Annotated in this window: 18 protein-coding genes; 8 read left to right on the forward strand and 10 right to left on the reverse strand. The window is 72.5% G+C overall.

The window, feature by feature from the left end; all coding sequences use genetic code 11:
* Nucleotides 1-29 precede the first annotated feature (29 nt).
* From ACFY2A_RS15410 to ACFY2A_RS15430, 5 genes are all read right to left on the reverse strand, one after another.
* Nucleotides 30-329, reverse strand: coding sequence for an AzlD domain-containing protein (locus tag ACFY2A_RS15410; RefSeq protein ID WP_387172054.1), 300 nt, complete (start codon nucleotides 327-329; stop codon nucleotides 30-32).
* A complete protein-coding gene (locus ACFY2A_RS15415) occupies nucleotides 329-1,036 on the reverse strand; it encodes an AzlC family ABC transporter permease (protein WP_387172056.1) in 708 nt (235 codons plus the stop codon). Before ACFY2A_RS15415 ends, ACFY2A_RS15410 begins: the two co-directional genes overlap by 1 nt.
* Nucleotides 1,033-2,004 (reverse strand): kinase, encoded by a 972-nt coding sequence (locus tag ACFY2A_RS15420; RefSeq protein WP_387172058.1) that lies wholly within the window; start codon nucleotides 2,002-2,004, stop codon nucleotides 1,033-1,035. Before ACFY2A_RS15420 ends, ACFY2A_RS15415 begins: the two co-directional genes overlap by 4 nt.
* 130 nt (nucleotides 2,005-2,134) lie before the next feature.
* The gene (locus tag ACFY2A_RS15425; RefSeq protein ID WP_387172060.1) at nucleotides 2,135-2,845 is read right to left on the reverse strand and encodes a methyltransferase domain-containing protein; all 711 of its coding nucleotides are present in this window, start codon (nucleotides 2,843-2,845) and stop codon (nucleotides 2,135-2,137) included.
* Nucleotides 2,845-4,689 (reverse strand): FAD/NAD(P)-binding protein, encoded by a 1,845-nt coding sequence (locus ACFY2A_RS15430; protein ID WP_387172062.1) that lies wholly within the window; start codon nucleotides 4,687-4,689, stop codon nucleotides 2,845-2,847. The genes ACFY2A_RS15425 and ACFY2A_RS15430 overlap by 1 nt, the downstream gene beginning before the upstream one ends.
* Before the next feature lie 790 nt (nucleotides 4,690-5,479).
* On the opposite strand from ACFY2A_RS15430, the gene ACFY2A_RS15435 reads away from it, so the two are divergent.
* Complete coding sequence (locus ACFY2A_RS15435) at nucleotides 5,480-6,022, forward strand: GNAT family N-acetyltransferase (RefSeq protein ID WP_387172064.1); 543 nt, start codon at nucleotides 5,480-5,482, stop codon at nucleotides 6,020-6,022.
* 444 nt (nucleotides 6,023-6,466) lie between these two features.
* Here the strand turns inward: ACFY2A_RS15435 and ACFY2A_RS15440 are convergent, their stop codons facing one another.
* On the reverse strand, nucleotides 6,467-6,763 hold the full coding sequence (locus ACFY2A_RS15440) for a hypothetical protein (protein WP_387172066.1): 297 nt from the start codon (nucleotides 6,761-6,763) through the stop codon (nucleotides 6,467-6,469).
* 85 nt (nucleotides 6,764-6,848) lie between these two features.
* Here ACFY2A_RS15440 and ACFY2A_RS15445 point away from each other — a divergent pair, with 85 nt between their 5' ends.
* The 6 genes from ACFY2A_RS15445 to ACFY2A_RS15470 all read left to right on the forward strand — a co-directional run bounded on the left by ACFY2A_RS15445 (nucleotide 6,849) and on the right by ACFY2A_RS15470 (nucleotide 15,901).
* The gene (locus tag ACFY2A_RS15445; protein WP_387172068.1) at nucleotides 6,849-7,697 is read left to right on the forward strand and encodes a sigma-70 family RNA polymerase sigma factor; all 849 of its coding nucleotides are present in this window, start codon (nucleotides 6,849-6,851) and stop codon (nucleotides 7,695-7,697) included.
* Nucleotides 7,698-8,002: 305 nt separating this feature from the next.
* The gene (locus ACFY2A_RS15450) at nucleotides 8,003-8,932 is read left to right on the forward strand and encodes an ABC transporter ATP-binding protein (protein ID WP_363924353.1); all 930 of its coding nucleotides are present in this window, start codon (nucleotides 8,003-8,005) and stop codon (nucleotides 8,930-8,932) included.
* Nucleotides 8,929-9,660, forward strand: coding sequence for an ABC transporter ATP-binding protein (locus tag ACFY2A_RS15455; protein WP_387172071.1), 732 nt, complete (start codon nucleotides 8,929-8,931; stop codon nucleotides 9,658-9,660). Before ACFY2A_RS15450 ends, ACFY2A_RS15455 begins: the two co-directional genes overlap by 4 nt.
* Before the next feature lie 7 nt (nucleotides 9,661-9,667).
* Nucleotides 9,668-12,841, forward strand: a complete 3,174-nt coding sequence (locus ACFY2A_RS15460) for a permease (protein ID WP_387172073.1) — start codon at nucleotides 9,668-9,670, stop codon at nucleotides 12,839-12,841.
* Nucleotides 12,838-15,597, forward strand: a complete 2,760-nt coding sequence (locus ACFY2A_RS15465; protein WP_387172075.1) for an FtsX-like permease family protein — start codon at nucleotides 12,838-12,840, stop codon at nucleotides 15,595-15,597. Before ACFY2A_RS15460 ends, ACFY2A_RS15465 begins: the two co-directional genes overlap by 4 nt.
* Before the next feature lie 133 nt (nucleotides 15,598-15,730).
* A complete protein-coding gene (locus ACFY2A_RS15470) occupies nucleotides 15,731-15,901 on the forward strand; it encodes an antitoxin (RefSeq protein ID WP_387172285.1) in 171 nt (56 codons plus the stop codon).
* A gap of 61 nt (nucleotides 15,902-15,962) precedes the next feature.
* On the opposite strand, the gene ACFY2A_RS15475 is transcribed toward ACFY2A_RS15470, so the two are convergent.
* Nucleotides 15,963-16,766 (reverse strand): hypothetical protein, encoded by an 804-nt coding sequence (locus ACFY2A_RS15475; RefSeq protein WP_387172077.1) that lies wholly within the window; start codon nucleotides 16,764-16,766, stop codon nucleotides 15,963-15,965.
* Nucleotides 16,767-16,956: 190 nt separating this feature from the next.
* Between ACFY2A_RS15475 and ACFY2A_RS15480 the strand changes: the two genes are divergently transcribed.
* Entirely contained in the window at nucleotides 16,957-20,019 is a 3,063-nt protein-coding gene (locus ACFY2A_RS15480; RefSeq protein ID WP_387172079.1) for a BTAD domain-containing putative transcriptional regulator, read from the forward strand.
* Between the two features lie 340 nt (nucleotides 20,020-20,359).
* Here ACFY2A_RS15480 and ACFY2A_RS15485 read toward each other — a convergent pair whose 3' ends face one another.
* From ACFY2A_RS15485 to ACFY2A_RS15495, 3 genes are all read right to left on the reverse strand, one after another.
* A complete protein-coding gene (locus tag ACFY2A_RS15485) occupies nucleotides 20,360-21,610 on the reverse strand; it encodes a VWA-like domain-containing protein (protein WP_387172081.1) in 1,251 nt (416 codons plus the stop codon).
* Nucleotides 21,607-22,866, reverse strand: a complete 1,260-nt coding sequence (locus ACFY2A_RS15490; RefSeq protein WP_387172083.1) for an AAA family ATPase — start codon at nucleotides 22,864-22,866, stop codon at nucleotides 21,607-21,609. Before ACFY2A_RS15490 ends, ACFY2A_RS15485 begins: the two co-directional genes overlap by 4 nt.
* A gap of 66 nt (nucleotides 22,867-22,932) precedes the next feature.
* Nucleotides 22,933-24,333: a hypothetical protein gene (locus tag ACFY2A_RS15495; protein ID WP_387172085.1), complete on the reverse strand. Its 1,401-nt coding sequence runs from the start codon at nucleotides 24,331-24,333 to the stop codon at nucleotides 22,933-22,935.
* Nucleotides 24,334-24,894: the final 561 nt, after the last annotated feature.

Here is a 24,894-nt window from a genome sequence, read left to right on the forward strand (position 1 = left end):
TGGACACCGAGGACAAACACCCGGTGGCGCTAAGTGATCAGACGCAGCACGGCCGCGGTACCGGCGCCGAGCGCGACGACCAGTAGGAACGGTGCCCGCAGCAACGCCGCCACCAGGGCGGCGGCGAATCCGGCGGCGCGCGCGTCGATCACCAGGTCGTGGCCGGCGGCGAAGGTCTGCACCGCGACCAGGGCAGCCAGCAGCGCCACCGGCAGCAACGCCGAGGCCTCCTGCACCTGTGGCTGCTCCAGCACCGACCTGGGTACGCAGAGCCCGACGAGCTTGAGCAGGTACACCCCGAGGGTGCCCAGCAGGATCGCGGTCCACATCAGCGGTCACCCGCCGGGCGGGCGGCGAACGCCGCGACGACGGCGGTCAGCCCGGCCACCAGTACCGGCATCCCGGCCGGCACCAACGGCACCATGATCAGCGCGATCACCGCCGCGGCGATGGCGAGTGCCCACAGCCGCCGGCCGCGCAGTCGCGGCAGCAGCAGGGCGACGAACGCGGCCGGTGCGGCCACGTCGAGTCCGAGTGCTTCCGGGTCGGGCAGCACGTGTGCGCCGAGCGCACCGGCCAGCGTGGCGATGTTCCAGAGGACAAAGACGGAGATCCCGGTGGCCCAGAACGCCAGACGGGCCTCGCGCGGGTCGTTGCGGGCCATCGCCATCGCCGAACTCTCGTCGAGCACCAGGTGCGCGCCGACCAGACGCCGCACCCCGCGAAGCCGCAGCAGGGACGCCAGATTCAGGCCGTAAAGGCTGTTCCGCACCCCCAACAGGGTGGCCGTCGCCGCGCCGGTCAGTGCCCCGCCCCCGGCACCCATCACCCCGATCACGGCGAACTGCGACGCACCGGAGAACATCAGCAGCGACAGCGCACAGGTCTGCGCGACGGAGAAGCCGGCCAGTACCGACAGCGCGCCGAAGGAGAGCCCGAGCGCGCCGACGGCCACGCCGACCCCGACCGCGTCGCGGAGGACGGCGGTACGCGCCCGCGGCCAACTCCGATCCGCGATCGTGCCTGTCGTACTCACGTCGGCATCCCCTCACGTACCTGCTCGCGCAGCTCGGTCAGCCCTTCGCCGCACCGGCTCACGCGCCCGACGGCGGCGGGCACGCTCGGATAGTCGGCGGCGCCGAGGGTGCGGAAAACCCGCACCTTTCCGGGCAGCTCGGCGCAGCGGGCGAGGGCGGCGGCGGTCCGCTCCTCGTCCTCTCGGTGTTCGCCGAGCAGGATACCGAGGTAGGTACCGCTGTGTGCGATGGCCAGCCCCAGGCCGCCGACCTCACGGCACAGCCGACGCATCTGCGCGAAGTCGGCACGGGGATGCTGGTGCACGTGCAACTCGGCGCTGCGGGTGGCGATCCGGCCGACCGTGGTCAGGTCACCGGTGCGCACGGCGGCGGCCAGCTCGTCGAGCAGCGCCCGGTACTCGTGGCGGACCCGCATCGGGGGCAGGGCGGTTGCCCGGTTGAACCGGATCGTGTCGACCATGCCGCCGAGGTCGTGCGCCACGATGGTGAGCGGCGGCAGGAAACCGAGCTCTTCCCGCAGCCGCACCTCTCGATGGTGGTAGCTGACGATGCCCGGATACATCACCCCGTCGGAGGGCTCCACGTCGCGCAGGAAACCCTCGATCGCCGCGGCGTCCAGGGAAATGCCGATGGCGTCGGCGATGGCCCGGGCGGTGGCCACCAGGTCGGCCGAGGAACTGGCCAGGCCCTTGCCCTCCGGCAGCGCACCGCCGAGTTCCACCACGCCGCCGCCGGATATCCCGTACGTCCGCAGCAGGCGCGTCGCCAGCCGGCGGGCCTTGGCCTTGTGCGCCGGCCGCACCTTGACCTCCGGGCTGTCCGGGAGGTAGTGGAATGCCGCGTGTGCCCACCCGTCCATCGGGAGGGTCACCAGGAAGTGGCGTTCCTCCTCGGGCAGGACACCCTGCAGCAGTTCCCCGAACGTTCCGTTGGCTGTCCCGAAGCCCGTTACCTTCCCCAGATACATCGAGTCCCCGTTTGATTGGTGTCAGTTGTCGGTGAAATGCAGGATGCGCGGTCGGTCGACACCGGCAAGGGCGGCGCCGACCTGCTCGCGCGGGGCCGAGGTTATCCGCGCGCTGCGCGGCGCGGACCCGTCACCGCCTGGCCCGCTTCCGAATGGTGAAGGCGAGGCTCTCGTGCTCGTGGAACCAGGGCCGGTAACCGGCGTGCGGAGGCTCCGTCCAGCGCAGCAGTTCCACCGTGGCGACTTCGTCGCTGACCCCACTGGCCGACAAATATGCCGCCAGATCGTCGCGGTCGTAGAACTTGCAGTAGAAATCGGCGTGGTCGAGGTACTCCTTGGGCCCGGTCTCGACCATGCCGGGGTCGGTGACCTGGCAGTCGTTCATGGTCCACATGTTCGCCACGATGTGCCCGCCGGGCCGGCAGATCCGGTACAGCTCCTGGAGCGCCTTGACCGGCTCGGTGAGGTGGCCCAGCAGGTCCCAGCAGAAGATGCCGTCCACGGAATCGTCGGGCAGGCCGGTGGCGAAGACGTCCACCGCGCGGAGGACGACATTGTCGGCGTTCGCCTTGGCGATCACCCGACGGGCGAGGTTCATCGCGTTGACGGAGGTGTCGCCACCGATCACCACCGTCGCCGCCTGCGCCAACGGGGACAGGTTCCGTCCGTCGCCACACGGGAGGTCCAGCACGACCATCGCGTCGTGGTCGGCGAAGAGCTTCGCGGCGTTCACCACGTACGGCACTGGCGGATCGCCCCAGAGGTTGGGGTGCCCGTCGAGCTGATACGCCTCGTTCCACTGGTGCTTGGCAGCCTCGTCGGCCTCGGCCAGGGTGCTCATCACTGCAGTCCTTTCTGCTTGTGGAACATCTCCGCGACGCAGCGGTGTGCGTCGACGAAAGCGCGGGAGTATCCCGGGGTGGGGATCAGGTGGTTGTAGAAGGTGGCGCCCTCGCACAGCGGCCCGATCAACCAGAGACGGGGATCGGCACCGCCCTCGCCCACCGGATGAAGATTCGCGTCGACGTCGGCGGCGTGCACGACGGCGCTGGCGGGCGCGTGCCGCCGCAGGCGCCCTCGTCGGTACAACGAGCGCACCAATGGGCTGGCCGAGGAGTGCACGGTCGGCCAGGGCGAGCTGCCGGCGCAGAGCCAGTCGGCGTGTTCGCGGTGCACCGTGGCCAGGCGGGTGGAGGTCAGCTCCCAGCGACCGGTGCCGGGGTCGAAGGCGGTGCGCGGCGCGGGCCCCAGGGGAAACCGGATCAGGCCGGCCTCCGCCAGGGTGACCAGTTCGTGGTGGCGATCCTTCTGCGGGCCGACGACGGCCCGGTTCATCAGGGGCACGACCTGCCCGAAGAAGTGCTCCCGGGAGCCCGGGGTGAGCCCTTGGGCGGCGACCGCGTCGCGCAGGAAGTCCCGGACGTCGCGGACCGCCTCCAGGGCGGCCTTGACCGGGCTGCCCAGCACTCCCCGGTCGGCCTCGTCGAGGTCGGCCCGGACGGTGGCCAGCAACCATCGCTGGTACGTGTCGCTGTCGTCCAGGCGCGCGGCGGCTGCGCCGTCCCAGAGTTCGGCGGGATCGATCCCGCCGTGCAGCCGGTCGAGCGAGTCCACCGCGGCGACCAGCTTGCCGTCACCCGCGGCCTCGGCCAGTCCGGCGGCCAACTGCTCCTGCGCGTCCGGTCCGTCCCTGAGCAGGGTGCGGCACCGGTGGTACGCGATCCGCATCTCGATCATCAGCAGCGGCAGGATCGCCCGGTCGACGTCGATCGGCCCGGTGTCGCGCAGTCGGCGCACCGCGGCCCGGGTGAGCGCGATCGGTGGGAAGGCGGTGGAGATCCCCGCCCGGTCCGGCCGGGCCCGGAAGGGCATGCCGGATCGGGAGTACAGCAGTATCCGCGGTTCGGCGCCGCTCGGCTGGTACCGCAGAGCGCCGCTCTGCCGCTCGAACCTCCCGCCGCGTCCGACCGTGAGGGTGGCGATGACGTCCATGGCCGACAGTCCGAAGCCGGCGACCGCGACGGTCTCGTCCGCGCCGATCACGTCCAGCCGCCGGGGCAGCGGGTACGGGTCGGTGATCCAGCGGTGCGCCCCGGCCTCCTCGGCACCGGCCGGCGGCGGTTCGTTGCCGGTGTGTCCGATCGTCAGGAAGGCGTAGTCGGTGCGGACCTGGGTGCCGTCGGCCAGGGTGATGGTCACGCCGCCGCGCTGGTCGGAGTCGAGGTCGACGGCGGCCGCACGGTGCACCGTGACCCGCATGCCGTCGGGAACGCCGCGGCGGACCTCGTCGAAGAACCAGCGCAGGTATTCGCCGAGGACGCGTCGGGGCAGGAAATCGGTGGGCCGGACCGGGCGGCCGGCGGGCCCGAGAGTGTGCCCGTCCTCGGCCAGCCGGAGGCCACGCTCGGTCACCCAGCTGTGCAGATCCGGGCCGACCGGCCCGCAGTACGACCCGACCGACTCGTCGTCGGGATACATGGATATCTCACCGCAGAGCGTATTGAGCAGCAGGTAATCCGGCTGGTCGGTGCCGTGCAGGCCCTGACCGTCCGAGAGCGGGTCGATGATCTCCACTCGGGTGGGCGCACCGGGTACACCGAGTCGGGCGAGCGCGACGATACGCTCGAAGACGCTGCATCCTCTCGAGCCCAGACCAACAATTGCCACCGCATACTCGGACGGCATTCGACTCTTCCCCCGTGACACGAAACGAACGACACGCCGCCACCGCGACGTTCAGAAAGGACTCGCCGCAGCCTCATTCACGGCAGGCGAGCATTCCGGATGAACATTCGACTCACTCCGGCGGGGCGACGCCAACGTGCCCCGAATCTCTCTGGCGAACAGCAGAATCCAAGATCGAGTGGACGTAAAAATAGTATCCAGCGAATCCTATATCGACGTGACGGCGGTCCGTCAACAGACATCCACATGTTGGACGCGGTCCATGGTGGCGCGTACAGAGACTGTGCACATGCGCTCTTGCATTCGCGGTGCGGCAGACATTACCGGCCCGCATCCGGGCCTGTCAATCCCGGTAAATCAAGGGGATGCCGTTATGCGGACATCCTTCAGGTGGCCGGGTCTTTGATCATTAGTAGCAGGCGAGGGATATACCGCGCGGTGCGGTCGCCACTTCCGGGTCGAGTTCCCGGGCTGCCCACCCGGTCGGCGATGTCGACCGCGTCCGGCGCACCACGGTAGCCACGGAATCCAGGCTACCGGCCGGACCGCGTGCCCGGTCATCGGCAAGACCGAGCGGCGAGCGGCGCAGCCCGCTGAACTCCCCACTGGCCGGCCTCAGCCCCCGAAGGTCCGCCTCGCCGTCGTGGTCCTGCCACCGAGACGCTGCGCGACGTGCGGTCAGTGACACGAGCGAGTCCGCCCACCGGCGGAGTCGATAATCGGTCGGCGTGCGACGGCGGAGTGAATAGAGTCAGCGGCTGTGCGACCACCTGACATCACCGTTGCGACCGTGGCGGACCGTGCGCGTGTCCTCAACTCGCTGGTCGCCTCGTTCCCCGAAGACCCTGTCCTGCGGTATCTCTTCCCTGACGAGGAGACCTACCCGCGATATGCGGCCACCTTCTTCGGGCACCTCTTCGACAAGCGTGTCCAGAAGGGAACTATCTGGACGATAGAGCACGGCGCATCGACCGCCATCTGGGAACCTCCCACAGCCGGAAACGCGTCCTCGGACGACGCCCTCTCCGCTCACCTGCCCGCCGACGCGCTCGCCCGCGTCCGCGCCTACGACCGGGCCGTGCACGCCGCCCTACCGACCTACCCGTTCTGGTACCTCGGTGTCCTGGGCACTCACCCCGACAGCGCCGGTCGCCGGTGGGGCCGCGCTGTCATGGGCGTTGGGCTCAGCCGAGCAGCCGCGGACGGCCTACCCGCGGTCCTGGAGACCAGCAATCCGGCCAACGTCGAGATGTACCGCCGTGCCGGATGGCAGGTCGTACATACCCTGACCGAGCCCCTGTCCATCTGGGTCATGCAGCAGCAGCCGGCCTGAGAACGGCGACGGCCTCCGTTCCTCCGCCGCCAGACGGTCCTGGTGCCAGCGCGCGCGGAACGGATCGAGCTCGCGATGGCGGAGATGGATGACAAACCGCCGACCGACGACATCGAGTTCGGGCCTGGCCGTGATACGCGGGTACGCCGCGGAGGACTGCCTGGCCTCGGCAAAGGTCGGTGAACCACCTGCCGGGCCGGTCACCTTCGCGACGTCAGCGAGGAGACGAGCGCAGGCACGGCCGACCACGCCCCGCCCGTCGGCCCTCACGATGGTCTCCGCGCATGCTCCGGTGGCCCTCAATCGGCACGTGCCCGTCCGTGCGGCCGACCGCGGATCTTCGACAAGCCAGAGCATCCCAGATCGGAAGGCACTCCCCCTCGAAGGTGTTGGCCAGGAGGCAGCCCACGGTCGCGACGAGGAGTCCATTGTCGAGTGCGTCGGTCAACGGGAGTACCTCCCCAGTACGGTGGCCGGCTGTGGCGGCACCGGACCGTTGGCCCATCGCGCGATCTCGGTCCGGAAGGCGAGGGCCTCCGGGATGTCCAGAAGCGGGTTGGCGCCGGCGCCAGCCAGTTGCAGGGTCAGCAGGAACTCGGGGCCGTCACCCACCCGCACCGCCGTGTAGTCGATACCGGTCGGCGCTGCCGCCTCGATGGCGGCAAAGAGCTTCCTGAGGGCCTCCTCGACACGCGGGATCTGCGGGGCCTCGGTGTTGAACCGGACGATCTGTAGGCTCATGGTGGCTCCTTACGGGCGTGCCCGTCGGGTAGTGGACCTCTCTCGCCACTCCTGACGCTGAGCACGTATGGAAGGTGACCCGTCCGTGGAACTCGTTGACCAGTTCGAGGCGGCCCGGCCCAGGCTGATGTCGCTGGCCTACCGAATCGTCGGATCGCAACACGATGCCGAGGACGCGGTCCAGACCGCGTGGACCCGGGTTCAGGCAGCCGACCCGGCAGAGGTGATCAACCCGGAGGGCTGGTTCACCACGGTGACCGCGCGGCTGTGCCTCGACCTGCTGCGGCGCCGCGAACGACGGGGCGAACTTCCGCTGCTCGCCGATGACCTGCCCAGCGAACAGTTGAGCGCCGACGAGGCGTACCTGCGCCGCGAAGAGGTGTCCCGAGCGCTGCTCGTGATCCTTGCCGAACTGTCCCCCGGGCAGCGGGTGGCGTATGTGCTCCACGATCTCTTCGCGGTGCCCTTTGCCCAGGTGGCCGCCGTGCTGGGCACGAGCGCGGTCGCCGCGAAGAAGCTGGCCAGCCGTGCGCGCGGCCGGATCCGCCAGGCTCCGCCGGACGAGCCCGGCCGGAGCGCCGAACACGTCGAGATCATCGAGGCTTTTCTGGCGGCCGCGCGAGGTGGTGACCTCACCCGGCTCGTCTCCCTGCTGGCGCCCGACGCTGTCCGGACCGCCGACCGTCGGCTTCTGCCACCGGGTGGGCAGACCACCGTCCACGGTGCCGCAGCGATCGCTGATGAAACCAGGGCGTTCGCCGACCGGATCGCCGCCGCCGTCCCGGTCCTCGTCGCCGGTCATCCCGGTGCGGTCATCGCACCCGGCGGACACGCGTACGCGCTCATCCGCTTCCGCATCGACGCAGGGCTCGTCACCAGAGTCGAGATCACCCCTTACCGGCCCGGTACGACGTTCCTCGACGTCGCGGCCTGACCCGACACCGCCCGCCCCGTCGACCACGTGCCGTGGTGCAGCCAGGACGTACGGCGGGGCGGCGGCCAGGCGGGGTCGGCGGTGCCGTGGTGTGTTTGCGACGGTGGGAACAGGAAAGCCGCCCTGGGGCATGGTCAACGGGGCCAGCGGTTGCGAAACTGCTTCAATCTGCGTCAGCACGGGCAATCGAGGCTCTTGACGCATCAGGTGACCATGCGTGCCGGCCTGGCGACACGACGTGTCCGATCGGGCCTGACCGCTACCCGAGGCTGGCTCGGCGTCGGCACGACCGGACGGAGGACGCAATGTCCAGCACACCGCTATCCCTGCCGCAGCCATCCGCGCGGGCACCCGAGTTCGGCCGGGACGCGCTCATCGTCTGTGAGAACCTGGTGCGGATCTACCAGAGCGGTTCGATCGAGGTGCAGGCACTGCAGGGGCTGGACCTGGCGGTGGAGAGCGGTGAGCTGGTCGCCGTCGTCGGTGCCTCCGGGTCGGGCAAGTCGACGCTGCTGTCCATCCTGGCCGGCATCGACGCCCCCACCGCCGGGCGGGTCCGGGTCGACCGGTGGAACCTGCTGGCGATGTCCCGCGCGGACCGGGTGGACTACCGGCGGCACACCGTCGGGTTCGTACGGCAGCAGACGGCGAGCAACCTGATCCCCTACCTGACCGCACGGGAGATGGTGGACCTGCCGATGACGGCGGCCCGCACCGCGAAGGAGGAGCGCCGGGAGCGCGCGGCCGAACTGTTGGACAGCCTCGGTGTCGCCGACTGCGCCGATCGGCGCCCCGGGCAACTGTCCGGAGGGCAGCAGATGCGGGTCGCGATCGCGGTGGCGCTGGCCAACCAGCCGCGGGTCCTGCTCGCCGACGAGCCGACCGGCGAGCTGGACGCCGCCACGTCCGCGGAGGTCTTCGGCGTGCTGCGGGACGTCAACCGGCGCTACGGCGTCACGGTTGTCGTGGTGACCCACGACCCGCAGGTCAGCGGTCAGGTCGAACGGACCGTCGCGATCCGGGACGGGCGCACCAGCAGTGAGGTGCTGCGCCGCACCACCACCAACGAGGTGGGCGACACGCACACGATCGCCGAGGAGTACGCCGTGATGGACCGGGCCGGGCGGGTGCAGGTGCCCCGCGACTTCCGCCAGGCGCTGGCGCTGACCCGACGGGTCCGGCTGGCCCTGGAACCCGACCACATCACGATCCGCCCCTCGGGAAGCGGCGAATGAGCAGCGAGCCGCTGCTGCGCGTGCGTGACGTGCACCGGCGCTTCCGCACCGGACCGACGGTGGTACACGCCCTGCGCGGCGTGTCGTTCGACGTGGCCGCCGGTTCCATGGTGGCGCTCGTCGGCCGGTCCGGCTCGGGCAAGACCACCCTGCTCAACACCATCGGCGGCCTGGATCGCCCGGACGCCGGCACCGTGCACGTCGACGGCACCGAGGTGACCGCGCTCGACGAGGACGGACTGTCCCGGCTGCGGCGCGAGAAGGTGTCGTACGTCTTCCAGAGCTTCGGGTTGATCCCGGTGCTGTCGGCCGCGGAGAACGTCGCCGCCCCGCTGCGGCTGGCCCGCGTCGCCCCGGCCGAGCGCGAGCGGCGGGTCGAGTTGCTGCTGGAGCTGGTCGGCCTGGCCGACCACGCCCGGCAGCGGCCGGCGGAGCTGTCCGGCGGCCAGCAGCAGCGGGTGGCGATCGCCCGCGCGCTGGCCGCCTCACCCCGGCTGCTGATCGCCGACGAGCCCACCGGGCAACTGGACGCCGAGACGGGCCTGTCGGTGATGGCCCTGCTGCGCGGGGTGGTCGAATCCGAAGGCGTCACCGCACTCGTGTCCACCCACGATCCGGTGATGATGGCCTTGGCCGACCGGGTGATCCACATCCACGACGGGCAGCTGGACGAGCTCGACGAGGAGGCAGCCGGGCAACCGGCCGAGCCCGTGCCGGACGCCAGGTGACGTGCCGATGCTGAGGCTGGTCTGCCGGCGTGCCCGCGCGCAGTGGCCGTTGCTGGCGGCCCTCATCGGGGTCGTCACGGTCGGTGCGACCCTGCTGGGCACCGGCACCCTGCTGAGCACCCGAACCGCCGAGCGGGCGCTTGAGGTCGCCATGGCCCGCGCCGCCCCCACCGCCGTCGACGTGACCGTCTACACCGGCACCGTCGAGGGCCGGGACGCGCTGTCCGTCGCCGCCGACACCCGCACCGTGGTGGCCGCCGCGCTCGCACCGTTCCCGGTGACCACCACCGCGCGGGCGTCGACGGTGCTGCGGGCGCTGCCGCCCGCACTCGCCCCGGGCACCACCGTCGGAGCCCAGGCGTACCTGTCGGGGCTGGACGATCTGCCGGCCCGAGCCGAGCTGGTCACCGGGCGCTGGCCGCACGACCGTGGTGACGCGGTGGTGCTGGAGTCCACGGCCCACCTGCTCGGCCTCACCCTCGGCGAGCGGGTGCGCCTCGGCGCCGAACTGGCCCACGCGCCCGTCCCGCCCATCGACGTCACCGTCGTCGGTGTGGTACGCCCGTTGCCTGGGCGCGGCTGGGACCGCGACCCGCTGGCCGCGGCCGGCTCCGCCCTTGGCCACCAGGACGGCCGCTTCCGGCAGCCGGTAAACGCCTACGGCCCGTTCCTCGTCGACTTCGCCGACCTGGTCACCACCGGTGCCACCGTCGACCGGATGGAGGTCACCGCCCATCCGGACCTGTCCCACGCCAACCGTCGCGACCTGGAGACGGTGGCCGGGGCCGTCCGCAGGGCCGACCGCCGGCTGGCCGGCACCCTCGGCGACCGCGTCCGGCTCGCACGGGTCGCCTCCGACCTGCCGCTGACCCTGCGGTCCGCCGACGACCAACGGCACGTCACCGCCGCCGTCGTGCTCGCCATCGCCGTCCTCGGCGGTGTGCTTGCCGCGACGGCACTCGTCCTCGCCGGCCGGCTGACCGCGGGCATCCGCGCCGACGAGACCGCCCTGCGGTCCGCCCTCGGCACCAGTCGCCGCCAACTCGCCGCCACCGCGACACTGGATGCCGGGCTCGTCGCCACTGTCGCCGCCGCGCTCGCGCTACCGGCCTCGTCGGCCCTGCACGCCGGCCTGACCCACCTGCCGCCGCTGGACGGCGCCGGTCTGACCGTCCGGCCGGCCATCACCGGTGCCCAGGTCCTCGCGGTCGCTGGCGGCGCGCTGGTACTCGCCGCTGTCCTCACCGTCCTGGCGATCCGGCCCGGCCCGACAGCCGGCGACCGGCGCACCCGCCGCGAACTGCTGGCCCGATCCGGCGTCGACGTGATGCTCGCGGTGTTCGCCGCCGCCGGATGGTGGCAGTTGTACGCGCAGCCCTCCGCCGCCAGCCCGCGCGCCGACGCGGTCCGGGTGTTCGCACCGGCGCTGCTGCTCACCGCAGGTGCCGCCCTGGCGCTGCGGGTGATACTGCCCGCCCTGCGCGGAGCTGACCGGCTGGCGTACCGCGCCCGTGGACTGGCGCTTCCGCTGGCGGTCGCCGAGGCCGCCCGCCGGCCCCAGGCGGTCGCCGCCGGGCTGCTCGTCGGGCTGGCCTGCGCCACAGCAACCTTCGGCCTCGCCTTCCACACCACATGGCACCAGTCGCAGCGCGACCAGGCCGCGGTTTCCGTCGGCACCGACCTGGCACTCACCCTCAGCACGGCGCCGGTGGCCGGAGAGGGCGCGGTCGTCGGCGCGGCCACCGCGGGGGCGGTGAGTCCGGCCCTCGACCGTGGTACCGCGGTCGGTCAGTGGCTCGGCACCGCCGGCGATGCGCCGCGCCTGGTCGCCGTCGACACCACCCACGCCGACGCGCTGCTACGCGGGCGGCTCGACCACGACCGCACCTGGACGGACGTGGCAGCGATGCTCGTCCCACCGACCCGCGCCACCGGACTCACCATTGCTGCCGGTGCCCCGCTCGTACTGAGCGGAACCGCGACCGGCGACGCTGCGCTCGCCGTGACGCCCCAACTGCTGCTGCAGGACGCCACCGGTCTGCGCATACCGTGTACCGGTCCCCCGGTGCCGCTCGACGGCCGGGAGCACCGGCTGCCCGCATGCGCGACCACCGACGGACTGCGCCTCGTCGCGGTGTCCCTGCCGGTCACGACGGACCCGGCCGGGTCCGCGGTCGGCGGCCGCGCCGCCATAGCCGTCACCCTCACCGTGCCGCCCGCCGGATCGGCTGACGGATCGGATTGGACCGCCACATCCGCGCCGCCGGTCCCGAGCAAGTTGCGGGACCCGACCGTGGTGCTCGCCGCCACGCCGACGGGGACCGCGCTGCGGATGGCGGCGACCGTCGACCTCGGCGGCGCCCCGGACGCTGCCCGCAACCTCGTCGCCACCGCCTTCCCGGACCCCGGCCCGGTGCCGGTCGCCGTCTCCGCCCGCTTCGCCAGCGAGGTCGGTGCCGACAGCGGCAGCCAGCTCAGCGTCACGGTCGGCACCACGCCTGTTTCGATCGTCGTCACCGAGGTCGTGCCGACCGTACCGTCCGCCCCCGGCGCCGTCGCCGTCGCCGTCCTGGCCGACCTGGACACGCTGTCCCGCGCACGCGCCCTCCTCGGCGACCTGACCTTCCCGGTCGACGCCTGGTGGGTCGGCCACCCAGCCGGTCCCGGTGTCGCCGAGCGGGCCACCGCCCTGCACCTGGGCACCGTCACGACCCGCGAGGCGGAGACCGCCCGCCTCACCGGCGGCCCGCTGCACGCCGCGCTGCCGGCCGCGCTGCGGCTCATCGTCCCGGCGGCGGCCCTGCTGCTGCTCGCCGGCGTCGTCCTGCACGTCACCTACGATCTCCAGGTCCGCGCCGTCGAGGTGGCGCGGCTACGCGGCCTGGGAATGTCCCGGCGCGGCATCCGGGCCGTGCTGACCGGCCAGCACGTCGGCGTTCTGCTGCCCCTGCTCGCGGCGGGCGCGGCCGTCGGCGCGCTCACCACCCGCATCGTCGCTCCCCTGCTCGTACGCTCCGACACCGGCGCCGCGCCTGTCCCGCCCGTCCAGCCACACTGGCCGTGGCCGGCCGAGGCCGCGCTGCTGGCCGTACTGCTGGCCGGATGCCTGCTGGCGGTCGCCGTCGTGGTCATCGTCCAGGTCCGCCGGGCCGACGCCGCGCACCTGCGGGTGGCGCCGTGAACCGGTGGCTGACCCGCCGGTGGCCGGCGCCGCACTGGCCCAGCGTCCGTGGCCGTGGCCGTACCGACGCCGGACCGCTGCTGCTCACCGCCGCCGTCATCGCGGTCGTCGCGCTGCTCGCCGGGGCCGTGCCGGCGCTGCTGCGTGCCGCCGCCGACAACGCCGTCCAGGACACGGTCCGCCGCGCCGGCCACGACTCGAACGTCCTCGTACGCGCCAACTGGGAACGCGACGACGGCCCGACCGGCGGGCGGTTCCGGATGCCGCGCCTCGCCGAGGACGTCGACAACTTCCGGGACCGGGCGACATACACGCTCGGGCCCGACCTGGACGCCGCGCTGCTCCCGCCCACCACCGTGGTCAGCGGCCCGATCCTCAACATCACCGACGGCAGCGTGCCGCGTACCTTCCAGCTCACCTACCTGGCCGGTGACGGTGGCGGCCCGGACGTGACCTGGATCGCCGGCAGCGCGCCCGGCCCCGCCATCCCCGAAGAGTCCATCGAGATCCCCTACGACGGGCCGCCCTGGCCGGTGCAGGTCGGCCTCTCCGAGGCGGACGCCGCCGAACTCGACCTCGGCCCCGGCGACCGCATACCGGTCGAGGACGGCCAGGGTCGCGACAAAGACGTCCGGATCAGCGGGATCTACCGACCGGCGGACAGCGGCGACCCAGCCTGGCGACTCGCCCCGGCGCTCCTGCGCCCCGTGCCCGGCGCCGACGGCGTGGGCACCACCCGGTTCGCTGGCCTGCTGTCGCGTGAGTCGCTGCCGGACGCCCGGCTCGCCTTCGACGAGGACCAACTGCGACGCACCGTCCACTTCGCCCCCGAACCCGACGCGTTCACCTGGGCCGCCACCGCGACGCTCGGCGACCAGGTGGTCAAGCTCAAGGCAGCCTCCGGCGCATCAGGCGTCCGCGATCAGTCCCTGCGGCACGAATCGCAGCTCGACACCGTCCTGCGCGACGCCCGTACCCAGATCAACGCCGCTTCCACGCAGGCCGCGGTCCTGCTCGCCGGGATCCTGACCGCCACGGTACTCGTCCTGCTGCTCACCGCCGACCTGCTGGCCCGCCGTCGTACCCCGGCGCTGAGCGCCGCCCGGCAGCGTGGAGCGGCGCTACCCGACCTCGGTGCGGAACTGATCATCGAGTCCACCGTGGTGTCCCTGTCGGCCGCCGCGGTCGGGCTCGCGCTCGCCCGCACGGCCGCACCGGGCGTCTCCTGGACCTGGACCGTTCCCGTGGTCCTGGCCGGTGCCGTCGCCGGGCCAGCGTTCGGCACCCTCGCCGCGGCCAGCGCCGGCCACGGCCGGCACCAACCCGCCAACCCGGCCGCTCGGCGCTGGATCCTGGCCACCAGCCAGCTGCGCCGCGCCGCCCTGGAGGCCGCTGTGCTGATCGCCGCGGTCGCCGCCTTCGTCACCCTGCACCAGCGCGGGCTGCTGCCCGTCGCCGCCGACGGCGACACCGGCGAACTGGCCGGCGACCTGGTCCTACCGATCAGCGCCGTGGCTCTGGGCGTGCTCGCCGGCGCGCTCGTCCTGCTGCGGCTGCTGCCCGTCGGAGTGCGGTTCGCGCTCCGACAGGCCCTGCGCTCGCGCCGCCCGCTGGCCGTGTTCGGTGCCGCCCGGGCGGCCGCCACGGCCGGACGCGCGCTGCCGCTGCTGGTTCTGGTCAGCGCCACGGCGCTCGCGTCGTTCGCGCTTGTCGTCGGCACCACCGTCGCCCGGGGTCTGGCCGACGGCGCCTGGAACACCGTCGGTGCCGACGCCCGCCTCGACGTCGGCGCCGACGCCGAGGCCGCGATGCCCGCACTCGCCGAGCGCATCGCTGCCGCACCCGGGGTGGAACAGGTCGTCGTCGCGCAGGTGACCGACTCGTCGCGCATCTTCACCGAATCGACACTGCTCACCCCACGCCTGGTCGTCGTGGACGCCGCCGCGTTCCAGCGCCTGCTGGCCACCACTCCACTGCCCGACGCGCCAGCGCTGGCCCGGCTCACGACACCCGGTCCCGGCACCGTGGACGTCCCCGTGCTGGTCCGATCGAGCGACGGCGGCCTGCCGGCCGGCACGCGGCTGCAGCTGACCCGGGACGACGCCCCGGCGATCCGCCTCGCCGTGGTCGGTAGCGCGCCCTCCGTCGGCGGCGCCGACGACGTCGTCATCGTGGACGCCGCGGCCCTCGCCGGCGCAGGGCTGCCCGCCGTACCCAATACCGTCTGGGTGACCGGCCCCGGCGCGGCGCAGGCGGTGTCGAACAGCGGCGTCGCCGCCGACGTCGTGCTGCGCGCGGACGTCCTGCGGGCGCAGCGGGTGGCTCCGCTGACCGCAGGGATCCTCCGGCTGGCGTGGACGACCGCCGCGGTGTTGCTGGCGCTGGGGCTGCTCGGCCTCACGCTCGCCGCCGCCGCGGGCGCGTCGGAGCGGTGGCAGACCCTCAGCCGCCTGCGGACCCTCGGCCTGCGGCCACGCGACGCCCGCTGGGTAGCCGCCGGAGAACTGCTGCCGCCAGTCGTGGTCGTCGCGGTGTGCGGTCCGCTGCTCGGGGCGCTGCTCGCCCGCCTGACGCTCGGCCCGCTCGAGCTACGGCTGCTCACCGGCCAGGCCGTCGACCCGGCGGCGGTCCTGCCGTGGTGGCTGCTCGGCCTGATGGGCGTGGTGCTGCTGGCGGCGGCCGCCGCGGTCGTACCTGTCGAGTCGGCGCTGCGGCGACGTGACCGGCTGAGCGAGGTGCTCCGCGCCGGCGAGTGAGCGGCCAGTGGTAGATGGGCAGTCATGGGCGGTACCGGGCGATTCGTCCGACCTGTCGACGTTTGTGACGCCGGGCCAGGGGAACTGACAACGGTGACCCCCTAGAAGAAGGAGGATCCTCGTGGGTGACTTCATGAACAAGGCCAAGGACCTCGCGGACAAGCACGACAAGCAGGTCGACCAAGGGCTGGAGCGGGCCGGTGACATGGCCGACAAGCGCACCGGCGGCAAGTACGACAAGCACATCGACAAGGGCGTGGACCAGGCCCAGGCGCGTACCGGTGAGGGCGACCAGGTGCGCTGACGCCAACACCGGTGCCGGGCCACCCCGAGGGGTGGCCCGGCACCGGCGACGAATCCGCCCGCTACCCGGTGTACTTGCCGTTACGGGTGTCACCCGAGGTGGCGTCGTAGAGCACCTTGCGGTAGCGGTGCACCGAGCCCTTCTTCACCTTCTGCCAGTGCCAGGACGGCACCGCGTGGTCGTGGTGCTTCTTGTACGAACCCGCCTGCTTGTAGTAGATCCGGTGACGGGCGTAACCGCCGCAGTTGGCCAGATAGCTGTGGGAGTACCTGGCCATGCCGCCGAAGTCTGACGAGTAGTAGGTCCGCTGCGGATGCCACACCGAGCCCGGGTTGGGGTAGCCGGGCAGCTCGGCCCAGTGGTACGAGTTCCAGTACAGGTCCCAGCAGGTCGACACCGCCGCCGTGGCCGCGCCGCCCGACGACGGCACGGCGAGGTTCTCCGCGACCACCGGCGAGGGCACGATGCGCCGGTCACTGAGTCCCGGCGGAGTCGGTGTACCCGGCAGTGGCTCCGACAACAACTCGCGCGGCACCGGCACGTCCTTCGGGGTGATGCTCAGGTACGCCGCCAACATGCTTGTCGCGTCGTCGCTGACCAGCGGACCGTTCCGGTCGATCTGGCCGTCCTCGCGCAGGCCCCAGTCGCCGGACTCCTCGTCCCGGGAGAACGTGACCCGTACCCCGTTGCGATAGGCCAGCCGGGCCAGCTCGACCTCCCGGTCCTCCGGCTCCTCGGCGTACGCCCCCGGTTTCGGATCGGCGGCAGTCGGCGCGGCCGAGGCGGTCGGAGCGTTCACCGCGACCAGGGTCGGCAGGACGACCAGCACGGCGAGCACCGCACGGCCCGACAGCAGGCTCCTCATGACAACTCCTCGTCTCCGTTGATCGGTACACGGACCGGACGGCCCGCTGCGGCACCCATGGTCGGAGGCGGGGTTCACAGCGCCGTCAAGGTGACGTCAATCGGTGCTGTCGCAACGGCGACGCTGACGTACCCACCACGTTCCGCCAGGCGCCAAATGGAGGTGGACCAGTCTCACCGGAAGGCGTCGGATGAGCAGAGAAGGTCGGCTGCTGAACCACAGGTGCACCCTTGTCGTGGCCGCCGCCGGCTACGGCAAGACCAGCTTCGTACGCGCACGGCTGCGCGACCGGACGGTGCACTGGTTCGACGGCGCGGACGCCGGCCCGCTGGTCACCGACCACCCTCGGCGGCTCGCCGACCTCGGTGCCCGGTGCGCGCAGGACCAGGCCGGTCACGATCCGGTCTGGCTCGTCCTCGACGACGTACCCCCACTGTCCCACCGCCAGCTACGGGCTCTCGTCGACACCGTGGACGCGCTGCCACACCGACTGCGGGTCACGGTGCTGACCCGCCATCCGCCGGCGATGCCCCGGCGTCCGACGGGTCTGTTGGTCGAACTCGGCCCAGCTGACCTGGCGCTCACCGCCGAACAGGTGGCGAGCCTCCTCGTCGCGGACCACGGCACGGCCGACCCGACGCTCGCGGCACGGGTGCACGCCGCCACCGCCGGCTGGCCGATGCTGGTCGCGCTGGCGGCGAAGTCGGCCGGCATCAGCGGCGCCGACCTCGACGACCTGGCCGGACCCGGTACCGCTTTGGAGTCCTACCTGATGCGGGAGGTGCTCGCCGGCCTGCCGGCCGAGGCGGAGCGGCTGCTGCGGGACGCCGCTCACCTCGACCCCGTCCACCCCGATCTGTGTCAACATCTCGGGCACCGGCGGGCCTGCCATCTGTTGACCTGGCTGGCCCGCGCCGGCATCGTCGCTCCGACGGCCGTCGACGGGCAGCAGTACCGCCAGGTCCCGGTCGTCACCGACGTCGTCCGGCGCTGCCTGCCGCTGACCGGGGCGCGGCGGACCCGGCTGTACGCGCGTTCGGCGACGTGGTACGCCGACCGCGGACACCTCGTGCCGGCACTGCGGTCGTCCGGTCGCAGTGGTGCTGTCGAGACCACCGTCCGGCTGCTCGCCGAGCACGGCGCCACGATGCTCGCCTCGGGCGGAGCCGCGACCATCGCCGAAGCCTGCCGGTCACTGCCCGGACGGGTGCTCACGCCGCCGCTACGACTGCTGCACGGAGAGGCCCTCCAGATCCGAGGCGACTTCGACGCGGCCCTCGCCACGTACGACACCCTCGCCGCGCGACAGTCGCGGCTGGTCGCGGCGCTCGCCTGGCGGTACGGGCTCGTGCACTATCTGCGCGGCGAGCCGGGACGCGCCCTCGACATCTTCCAGCGCGGCCGACTCGATCCGCTTCCGTCCACCGACAACGTGCGCCTGCTCGCCTGGACCGCGGCGGCGTACTGGACGACCGGAGACGCCACGGCCTGCCGGAACCATGCCCGCCGGGCCCTGGCTGCGGCGGTCGCGGTCGGTGGCGACGACGCACTCGCCGCCGCGCACGCGGCGTTGGCGTTGGCGGCAAAACTGAGCGGGGACCGGTGCGCCGCCGACGAGCATCACGAGAAGGCGCTGCGGGCCGCCGAGGCGGCCCGCGACACCGTGCAGGTGACCCGGATCCGCGCCAATCGCGCGTCGGCACTGGTGGGCGAGAGCCGCTACGCGGAGGCGCTGGCCCAGCTGCGGCCGGCGGTGGAACTGGCCGAGTCCAACGGTTACGCGGCGATGCTCGCGCTGGCCCTCTGCAACGAGGGCACCGCGTACTTCCATCTGGGACAACTGGCACAGGCCGCCGCCTGCTACGAGCGGGCCGTGCCGATCCTGCAACGGATGGGGTCGCACAAGGTCGCGTACGCCCTGGTGGGAATCGGTGAGATCCACGCCCTGCGGGGCCGTGGGAGCCTGGCGCGAGCGGCCTTCGAGGAGGCGCTGCGGGCCAGCGAACCGGTAAACGATCTCCAGGCCCAGGTGCCCGCCTTCGCCGGGCTCGCCCGGGTCCTGGCCACCGAGGACGCTGCCACGGCGATCACCATGGCCCAACGTGCGGTGACCCTGGAACGCGGACCCGACTCCGCCGCCGCCCGGCTGGCACTCGGCTGGGTGGCGCTGGCCACGGGTGACCGGGATCGGGCGGTCGAGGTCGCGTCGACGGCCGCCGAGGCTGCCCGTCGGCACCGTGATCACGCCGCATTGGCCGAGGCACTGGAACTTCGCGGTGCCGCCGCCACCGACCTCGACGACACGCGCCGGGCCTGGCGGGAGGCGGCGATGATCCTGCGGGACATCCAGGCACAGGTGGCGGCGGACCGGCTGGCGGTGCTGCTCGGTCGGCTGCCCGGGACAGGTCCGCAGGAGCGTGCCGGCGGTCACCTGGCCGCCGAGCGGCTGACGGCGGTCGGCGTACCTCCGCCGGGCATCGACAGCCGGCACCACACCGTCCGGGTCCGCATCCGCACCCTCGGCAGGTTCGAGCTGCGGGTGAACGGGGGGCCGGTGCTGGCCACGGCATGGCAGTCCCGCAAGGCGCAGGACCTGCTGCGGATCCTCGCCGCCCGACGCGGCCGGCCGGTGCCGCGCGAGCAACTCGGCGAGTTGCTCTGGCCCGACCAGGATCCGGGCCGGGTCAGCCACCGACTGTCGGTGGCCCTGTCCACCCTCCGCTCGGTGCTCGATCCCGACCGTCGCGCACCGACGGACCACTTCGTCGTCGCGGCGCACGCCAGCCTGGCCCTCGATCTCGGTCATGTGGACCTCGACATCGAGCAGTTCGTGGCCGATGCCGCCTACGGCCTCCGACTCGCCGAACAGGGGGCCGTCGAGGACGCCCGCACCGTGCTGCTGCTCGCCGAGCAGCTCTACCGGGGCGACTTCCTGGAGGACACCGCGTACGAGGACTGGGCGACGTCGACCCGGGACCAGGCGCGTCGCGTCTACCTCCGGGTGGTGCGCACGCTGGCGTCGCTGGCGCGGCAGCTGGGTCAGCTCGACGAGACCGTGCGGCTGCTCAGCCGCGCCCTGGAGGTGGAACCCCACGACGAGCGGGTGCACGCCGAGTTCATCGGTACGTTGGTGGCAGCAGGTCGGCACGGTGAAGCCGATCAGGCGTACCGGCGCTACGGCGATGCGATGTCCGCCATCGGGGTACGCCCGCGCGCCCGGGACCAGTTGGGCGGTGTGCCGACGCGACCATGACGTCGACGGCACAGCTGTCCGGATGATCGCTGGTCCACGTCCCGCTGTTCGCCACGCCCGCCAGGGACCGACCAGGGCGCGGAGCAGTGCGGCGGCCGCAAGAACCAGCCAGACCAGCGGAGTTGCGCGCCCGGTGACCGAGCGGCAGCATCGGCCGTGGCTCGTCCACCAACGGGTGCCGGCGCTGCTGGTGCTAGTCGACGCCCCCGTGCCGAGCAACCTCGCCGGGCCGTCCTGACCGGCTGGCAGACCGAGGCGTGCGGGGGCGTGGGGACCGCCGCACCCAGCAGCCCGCATCCGTCGAGGAACCCGCCGCCGATCGGCTGACGTGGGCTGCGGTTCACCGCGCGGTGGGGGCGGATCCGATGGTGACCACGCGCGCCCACTCCGGCGGGGAGTCCGGTCGGTAGTCGGGATCGTCCTCGTTGCACCGCACGGCACGAGGAAACAGCCCGACGACGGTGCGGGACGGCGGTCGTGCGGTCGGCCAGGGCGTCTGTCCGTCGGTCAACACGACGATGACGTCCGGGCAGGGTGTCTCGCGCAGTGCCCGGGCGAAACCGGCCCGTAGATCCGTACCTCCCCCGCCCACGAGCGGGATGTCCTCGGCCCGGCACAGCGGACCGACGAGCTGGGCGGCTGCGTCACACGGCAGCACGGTGACCAGGTCGCGGCGGCCGCCCACGGTCCGGGATATCGCGGTGACCTCGAGCAGGGCGCTGCCGAGTTCGGCGTCGCTGACCGACCCGGAGGTGTCGATGATGACGCAGACCCGCGGGGGCCGGCGTCGCAGTGCCGGCAGGACGACCCCGGGTATGCCGGCGGCGCGACGCGACGGTCGGCCGTAAATGTAGTCCTCGCCTACGCCGGGCGCCGAGACCGCCGAGCGGATCGCCGCTCCGAGTAGGTCCCGCCAGGGCTGCGGTGGGTGCAATGCCTGTTCCGCCCAGCGCCGCCAGCCCTGTGGAACGTTTCCCGGTCGGCCGGTAATGCCCTCGGCCACCCGGAACCGCACCGCGTCGCGTTCGTGCGGGCTGAGGGCGTGCGCTCCGTCGGTTCCGAGGTCCCATTGCCGCTGCCGCCCGTCGGCGCCGCTGCCGCAGTCCAGCCAGGCCAGGTGCTGGGTCCGCGGTCCGAGCCGGAACTGCCGCAGGTAGTCCTCCATCAGTTGTCCCTCGGGCAGCAGCAGGGAGCCGGGGTCAACGGCGCCTTCGGGGCGGGCGAGCCCGTCACCGAAGACGTCGTCGTTGATTTCGCAGTCCGCGGCGATGTTCATCCGCAGCCGCTGCGCCGGCCCAGTCAGTCCGCGTTCCCGGGCGACCCGGTCGCCGCGCCCGTGGTGGTCGCGGAGCAGGTGCGAGACCTCGTGCACCCACACTCCGGCGAGTTCCTCCACGGGTGTTCGGTGCACGAACGCTGGTGAGACGTAGCACCGCCAGTGCGGGTCCACTGCCATTGTCGGCACCTGCCGCGATTCGACCACGTGCAGGGCGAACAGCGCCGTCGCCAGGTAGGGCCGGACCCGAGCGGCGTGCAGCCGGGCGGCGAAGAGTTTGTCCCGGTCCAGCGTGCCGGGGTGGCTGGTGCTCACCTGCCGGCCCCCGCGATCGCCGCGACCCGGGACGCCGTCTGGTCGGCCCGGCGGGACAGGGACACCACCCCGGTGAGCCGCTCGATGGCGGCGGGCACGTCCCAGTCCTCCTGTCGCAGCCGGGCGAGGGTGGACGCGGGCACGACCACCAGGTCCGGGGCACCTGTCTCCAGCGCCCGGACCAACAGCGCCCAGGCGGCGTCCCAGCGGGATCGCTCCGGACGTCGGCGTACCGCCTCCACCACGGCGTCCAGGACGGCCTGGCGTAGGTCACCGCGCTCGGGCAGGGCTGCGGCTGCCGGGTCGGCCAACAGCACCTCGGGGTCGGGGAGATCCATCCGGTCCAGGCTGGCCAGCAGCTCCAGTCCCGGTCCGTCGCCCACGGCACCTCTGACCAGCATCGACAGGATCTCTCGGGAGGCGTCGGCCGCGGTGGCGAAGGCGATCAGACGCAGGGTCATCTCCCAGCTGCGCGGCGACGGCCACGGACCACCGCGGCCGGCCTCGCTGGTGGGCATCCGGTGCACGAGCCCCGGGCGGGCCGACAGCAGCCCACAAACCGCGCGGCGGGCGAGAGTGACAGCCTCCGGCAGCCGCTGCGGGTTGAGCCGGGGCAGCGTTGCGCGGGGCCAGGTTCCGCCCAGACCGCGTACGACGACGTCGTGGTCGTGGGTCCATTGCAGGTGGACGAAGCGGTTGGCCAGCGGCGGGCTCAGCTCCCAGCCGTCGGCCGCCGAGGATCGTGGGTTGGCGGCAGCGACGATCCGGATGGCCGCCGGCAGGCGCAGGCTGCCGATGCGTCGTTCGAGCACGAGGCGGAGCAGGGCGGCCTGCACGGCCGGCGGGGCGGTGGACAGTTCGTCCAGGAACAACAGTCCGCGGCCGGCGCGTACCAGACGTACGGCCCAGTCCGGCGGCGCCATCGGAACGCCCTGGGCCGCCGGGTCGTCGCCGACGACGGGCAGTCCCGAGAAGTCGGACGGCTCGTGGACGCTGGCGATCACCGTGGTGAGCGGCAGGTCCAGGGATGCGGCGAGGTGCGTCAGGGCGGCGGTCTTGCCGATTCCCGGCTCTCCCCACAGCAGCACCGGCAGGTCAGCGGCGACGGCCAGGGTGAGTGCCTCCGACTGCGGGTCGGGACGGGTTGCGGTGGTGGTCGTGCTGGAAAGTAGCGCGAGCAGGTCGGCGGCGACGTCGAGCTGTGGCGTCGGGGTGAGGTCGTTCGAGGTGCGGGTGCGGGTGGGGGTGCGAGACATGTGGATCACCTTGTGAAGTCGTGGTGGTGGGCCGGCCTGGAGCCGGGCGAGGAAGAGGTTCGCTGGTCAGCGGGCGATCGCGTGACGTGGACGGCAGCGGCGGTCACGCTTGGGCTGCCGGTCCCGGAAGCAGGGGGCAGGTCCGTGGCCGGTCAGTCCGGCTCGGAACAGCCCGTAGGAGATTCGCCGCAGCGCGGCGTTCTCCAGTTCCTCCCGCAGGTTCCCGTCGCGGAGCAGCGCTTCGGGTCCAAGCAGGTCCTCGACGGCGGCCAGTGCGCCGTCGACGTCGCCGTGGTCCAGGCGGGCGCGGACGTCGGGAAGGCACTCCGGTCGGCGGTGCGCTTCGTCGATCGCCTGCAGGCAGGGCAGCGGGGTGCCGGTCAGGGCGGTCAACAATTCCTCCCGGCGGATCTCTGCCGGGTCGTGGTCCAGGGGTGTGAGTACCCCGTTCACCAGACCGATGCGGTGCCAGGCTCCCCGGCAGGCCACGAGACGCGGTGCTGCCACCGGGTCCGGGGACGCCGGGGTAACGCCCACCGGGTGACCCGGCGCGAGCGCGGCGGCCACCAGCGGGTGAAGCCGGTCGACCTCGATCAGCCCGCGGCGCAGCAGCTCCAGGTCCGGTGCCATCCAGGTCGCCGCGTCGGGCAGCACCGGCAGCCCGGCGACCCGACCGGCCCGCGACGCCCCGGCGATCCGTGCCGCAGGCAGCCGCCCATCCGTGCCTGCCGCAGCGACGTCCAGGAGCAGACGACGCCGAGGGCCGAGGCGCACCGTCACAGCACCACTGGTCCGGCCCTCGGCCTGGAGCAGCAGCGCCGCTTCGGCCGCCCACCGGTGTGCGGCGTAACCGCACTCCCGCAGCGCGTCCCACGTCGGATCAGGGCGCATCGCGAAGGAGGTGTCGGGGCTCGCCTGCCAGGCACCCGACCGGCTCCGCAGCTCGTCGGCTCTGCGTACGTCCCACAGATGACGGTGCAGGTCGAGACGGAATCGACGGTCGGGACGCGCGTGCGGATGAGGACGGTTGCCCTCGCTCTGCGTTCCGGCCCACAACGCCAGACTGATCCGCTGACCCGCATCTGCCCAGGCCGGTGGCGTCCGGGCGACGAGGTGCACCGGTTCGGCGTCGTCGTGCTCCGTCGGGCCGTACTGGGCCAGTGACACGGTCAGGCCCGGGCGCAGCAGTCCGTCGGGGGCGATCCTTGGCATGTGCCAGCGCAACAGGTCTGGCGCGAGGTATCGGACGTCAGCCCGGAGCCGGGCGGCCAGGTGCCGGCCGTGGCGGCGGACCACGGCGCGAAGGTCAAGGTCGACGTCGACTCGGGCGGCGGCGCAGGCGCCGGCCCAGTCACCGACGCGACGGCGAACGGTCGCAGCTTCGATCATGGAGGGCGGCACGGCGTACTCGCGCACCCGCCGCCAGAGAGAAAGGCGGTAATCCGCATTCGCAGCCAGGGAGCGCATCAGCACTCACCTTGGGCGAACCGGACCCCCAATCTGAGAGAAAGATTCATCGCGGCGGAGCATAGCACTGGTGACCAGCAGCACGCCGACCCCTCGGAAACCTGGTTCAGAAATTCTCGCCGAAGCTTGGACACTCGCGGTTATGAAGCCGCCGCCGTGCCTCGTCTGTGGAAGATCTTCACTTCGGCACGGAACGCCAGTCGATGCACTGGCGTGACGCCGTCGCCGAGGTCCACGCACCGGAGTTGCCGTTGATTCAGAAGCCGGATTCCGACCCGGCGCCACACCGCCGGACTGGAGCCTGCGCCTCGCCGCACTTCCGGAAACTACCGCCACGAGCTGACCGCCATCATCGACGCCACCGGCGCCCTTGTCGTCCCCGGCACCACGAAAGCCCGGCGGGCCGCCACCGGCTGGCGACCCCCACTGGACGTCACCGACGCCGCAGCCCGCATCTGCCACCATCATCACCGGCGAAACCGGCACACCACTACACGGCGTCCTGCTCAAGAACTACACCGTCGTCCCCTGGTAGCAACCACGACCCGCAACGCCGACCGC

The organism is Micromonospora sp. NPDC000442, assembly GCF_042898635.1.
In the GTDB taxonomy this organism is placed as follows: Bacteria; Actinomycetota; Actinomycetes; order Mycobacteriales; family Micromonosporaceae; genus Micromonospora.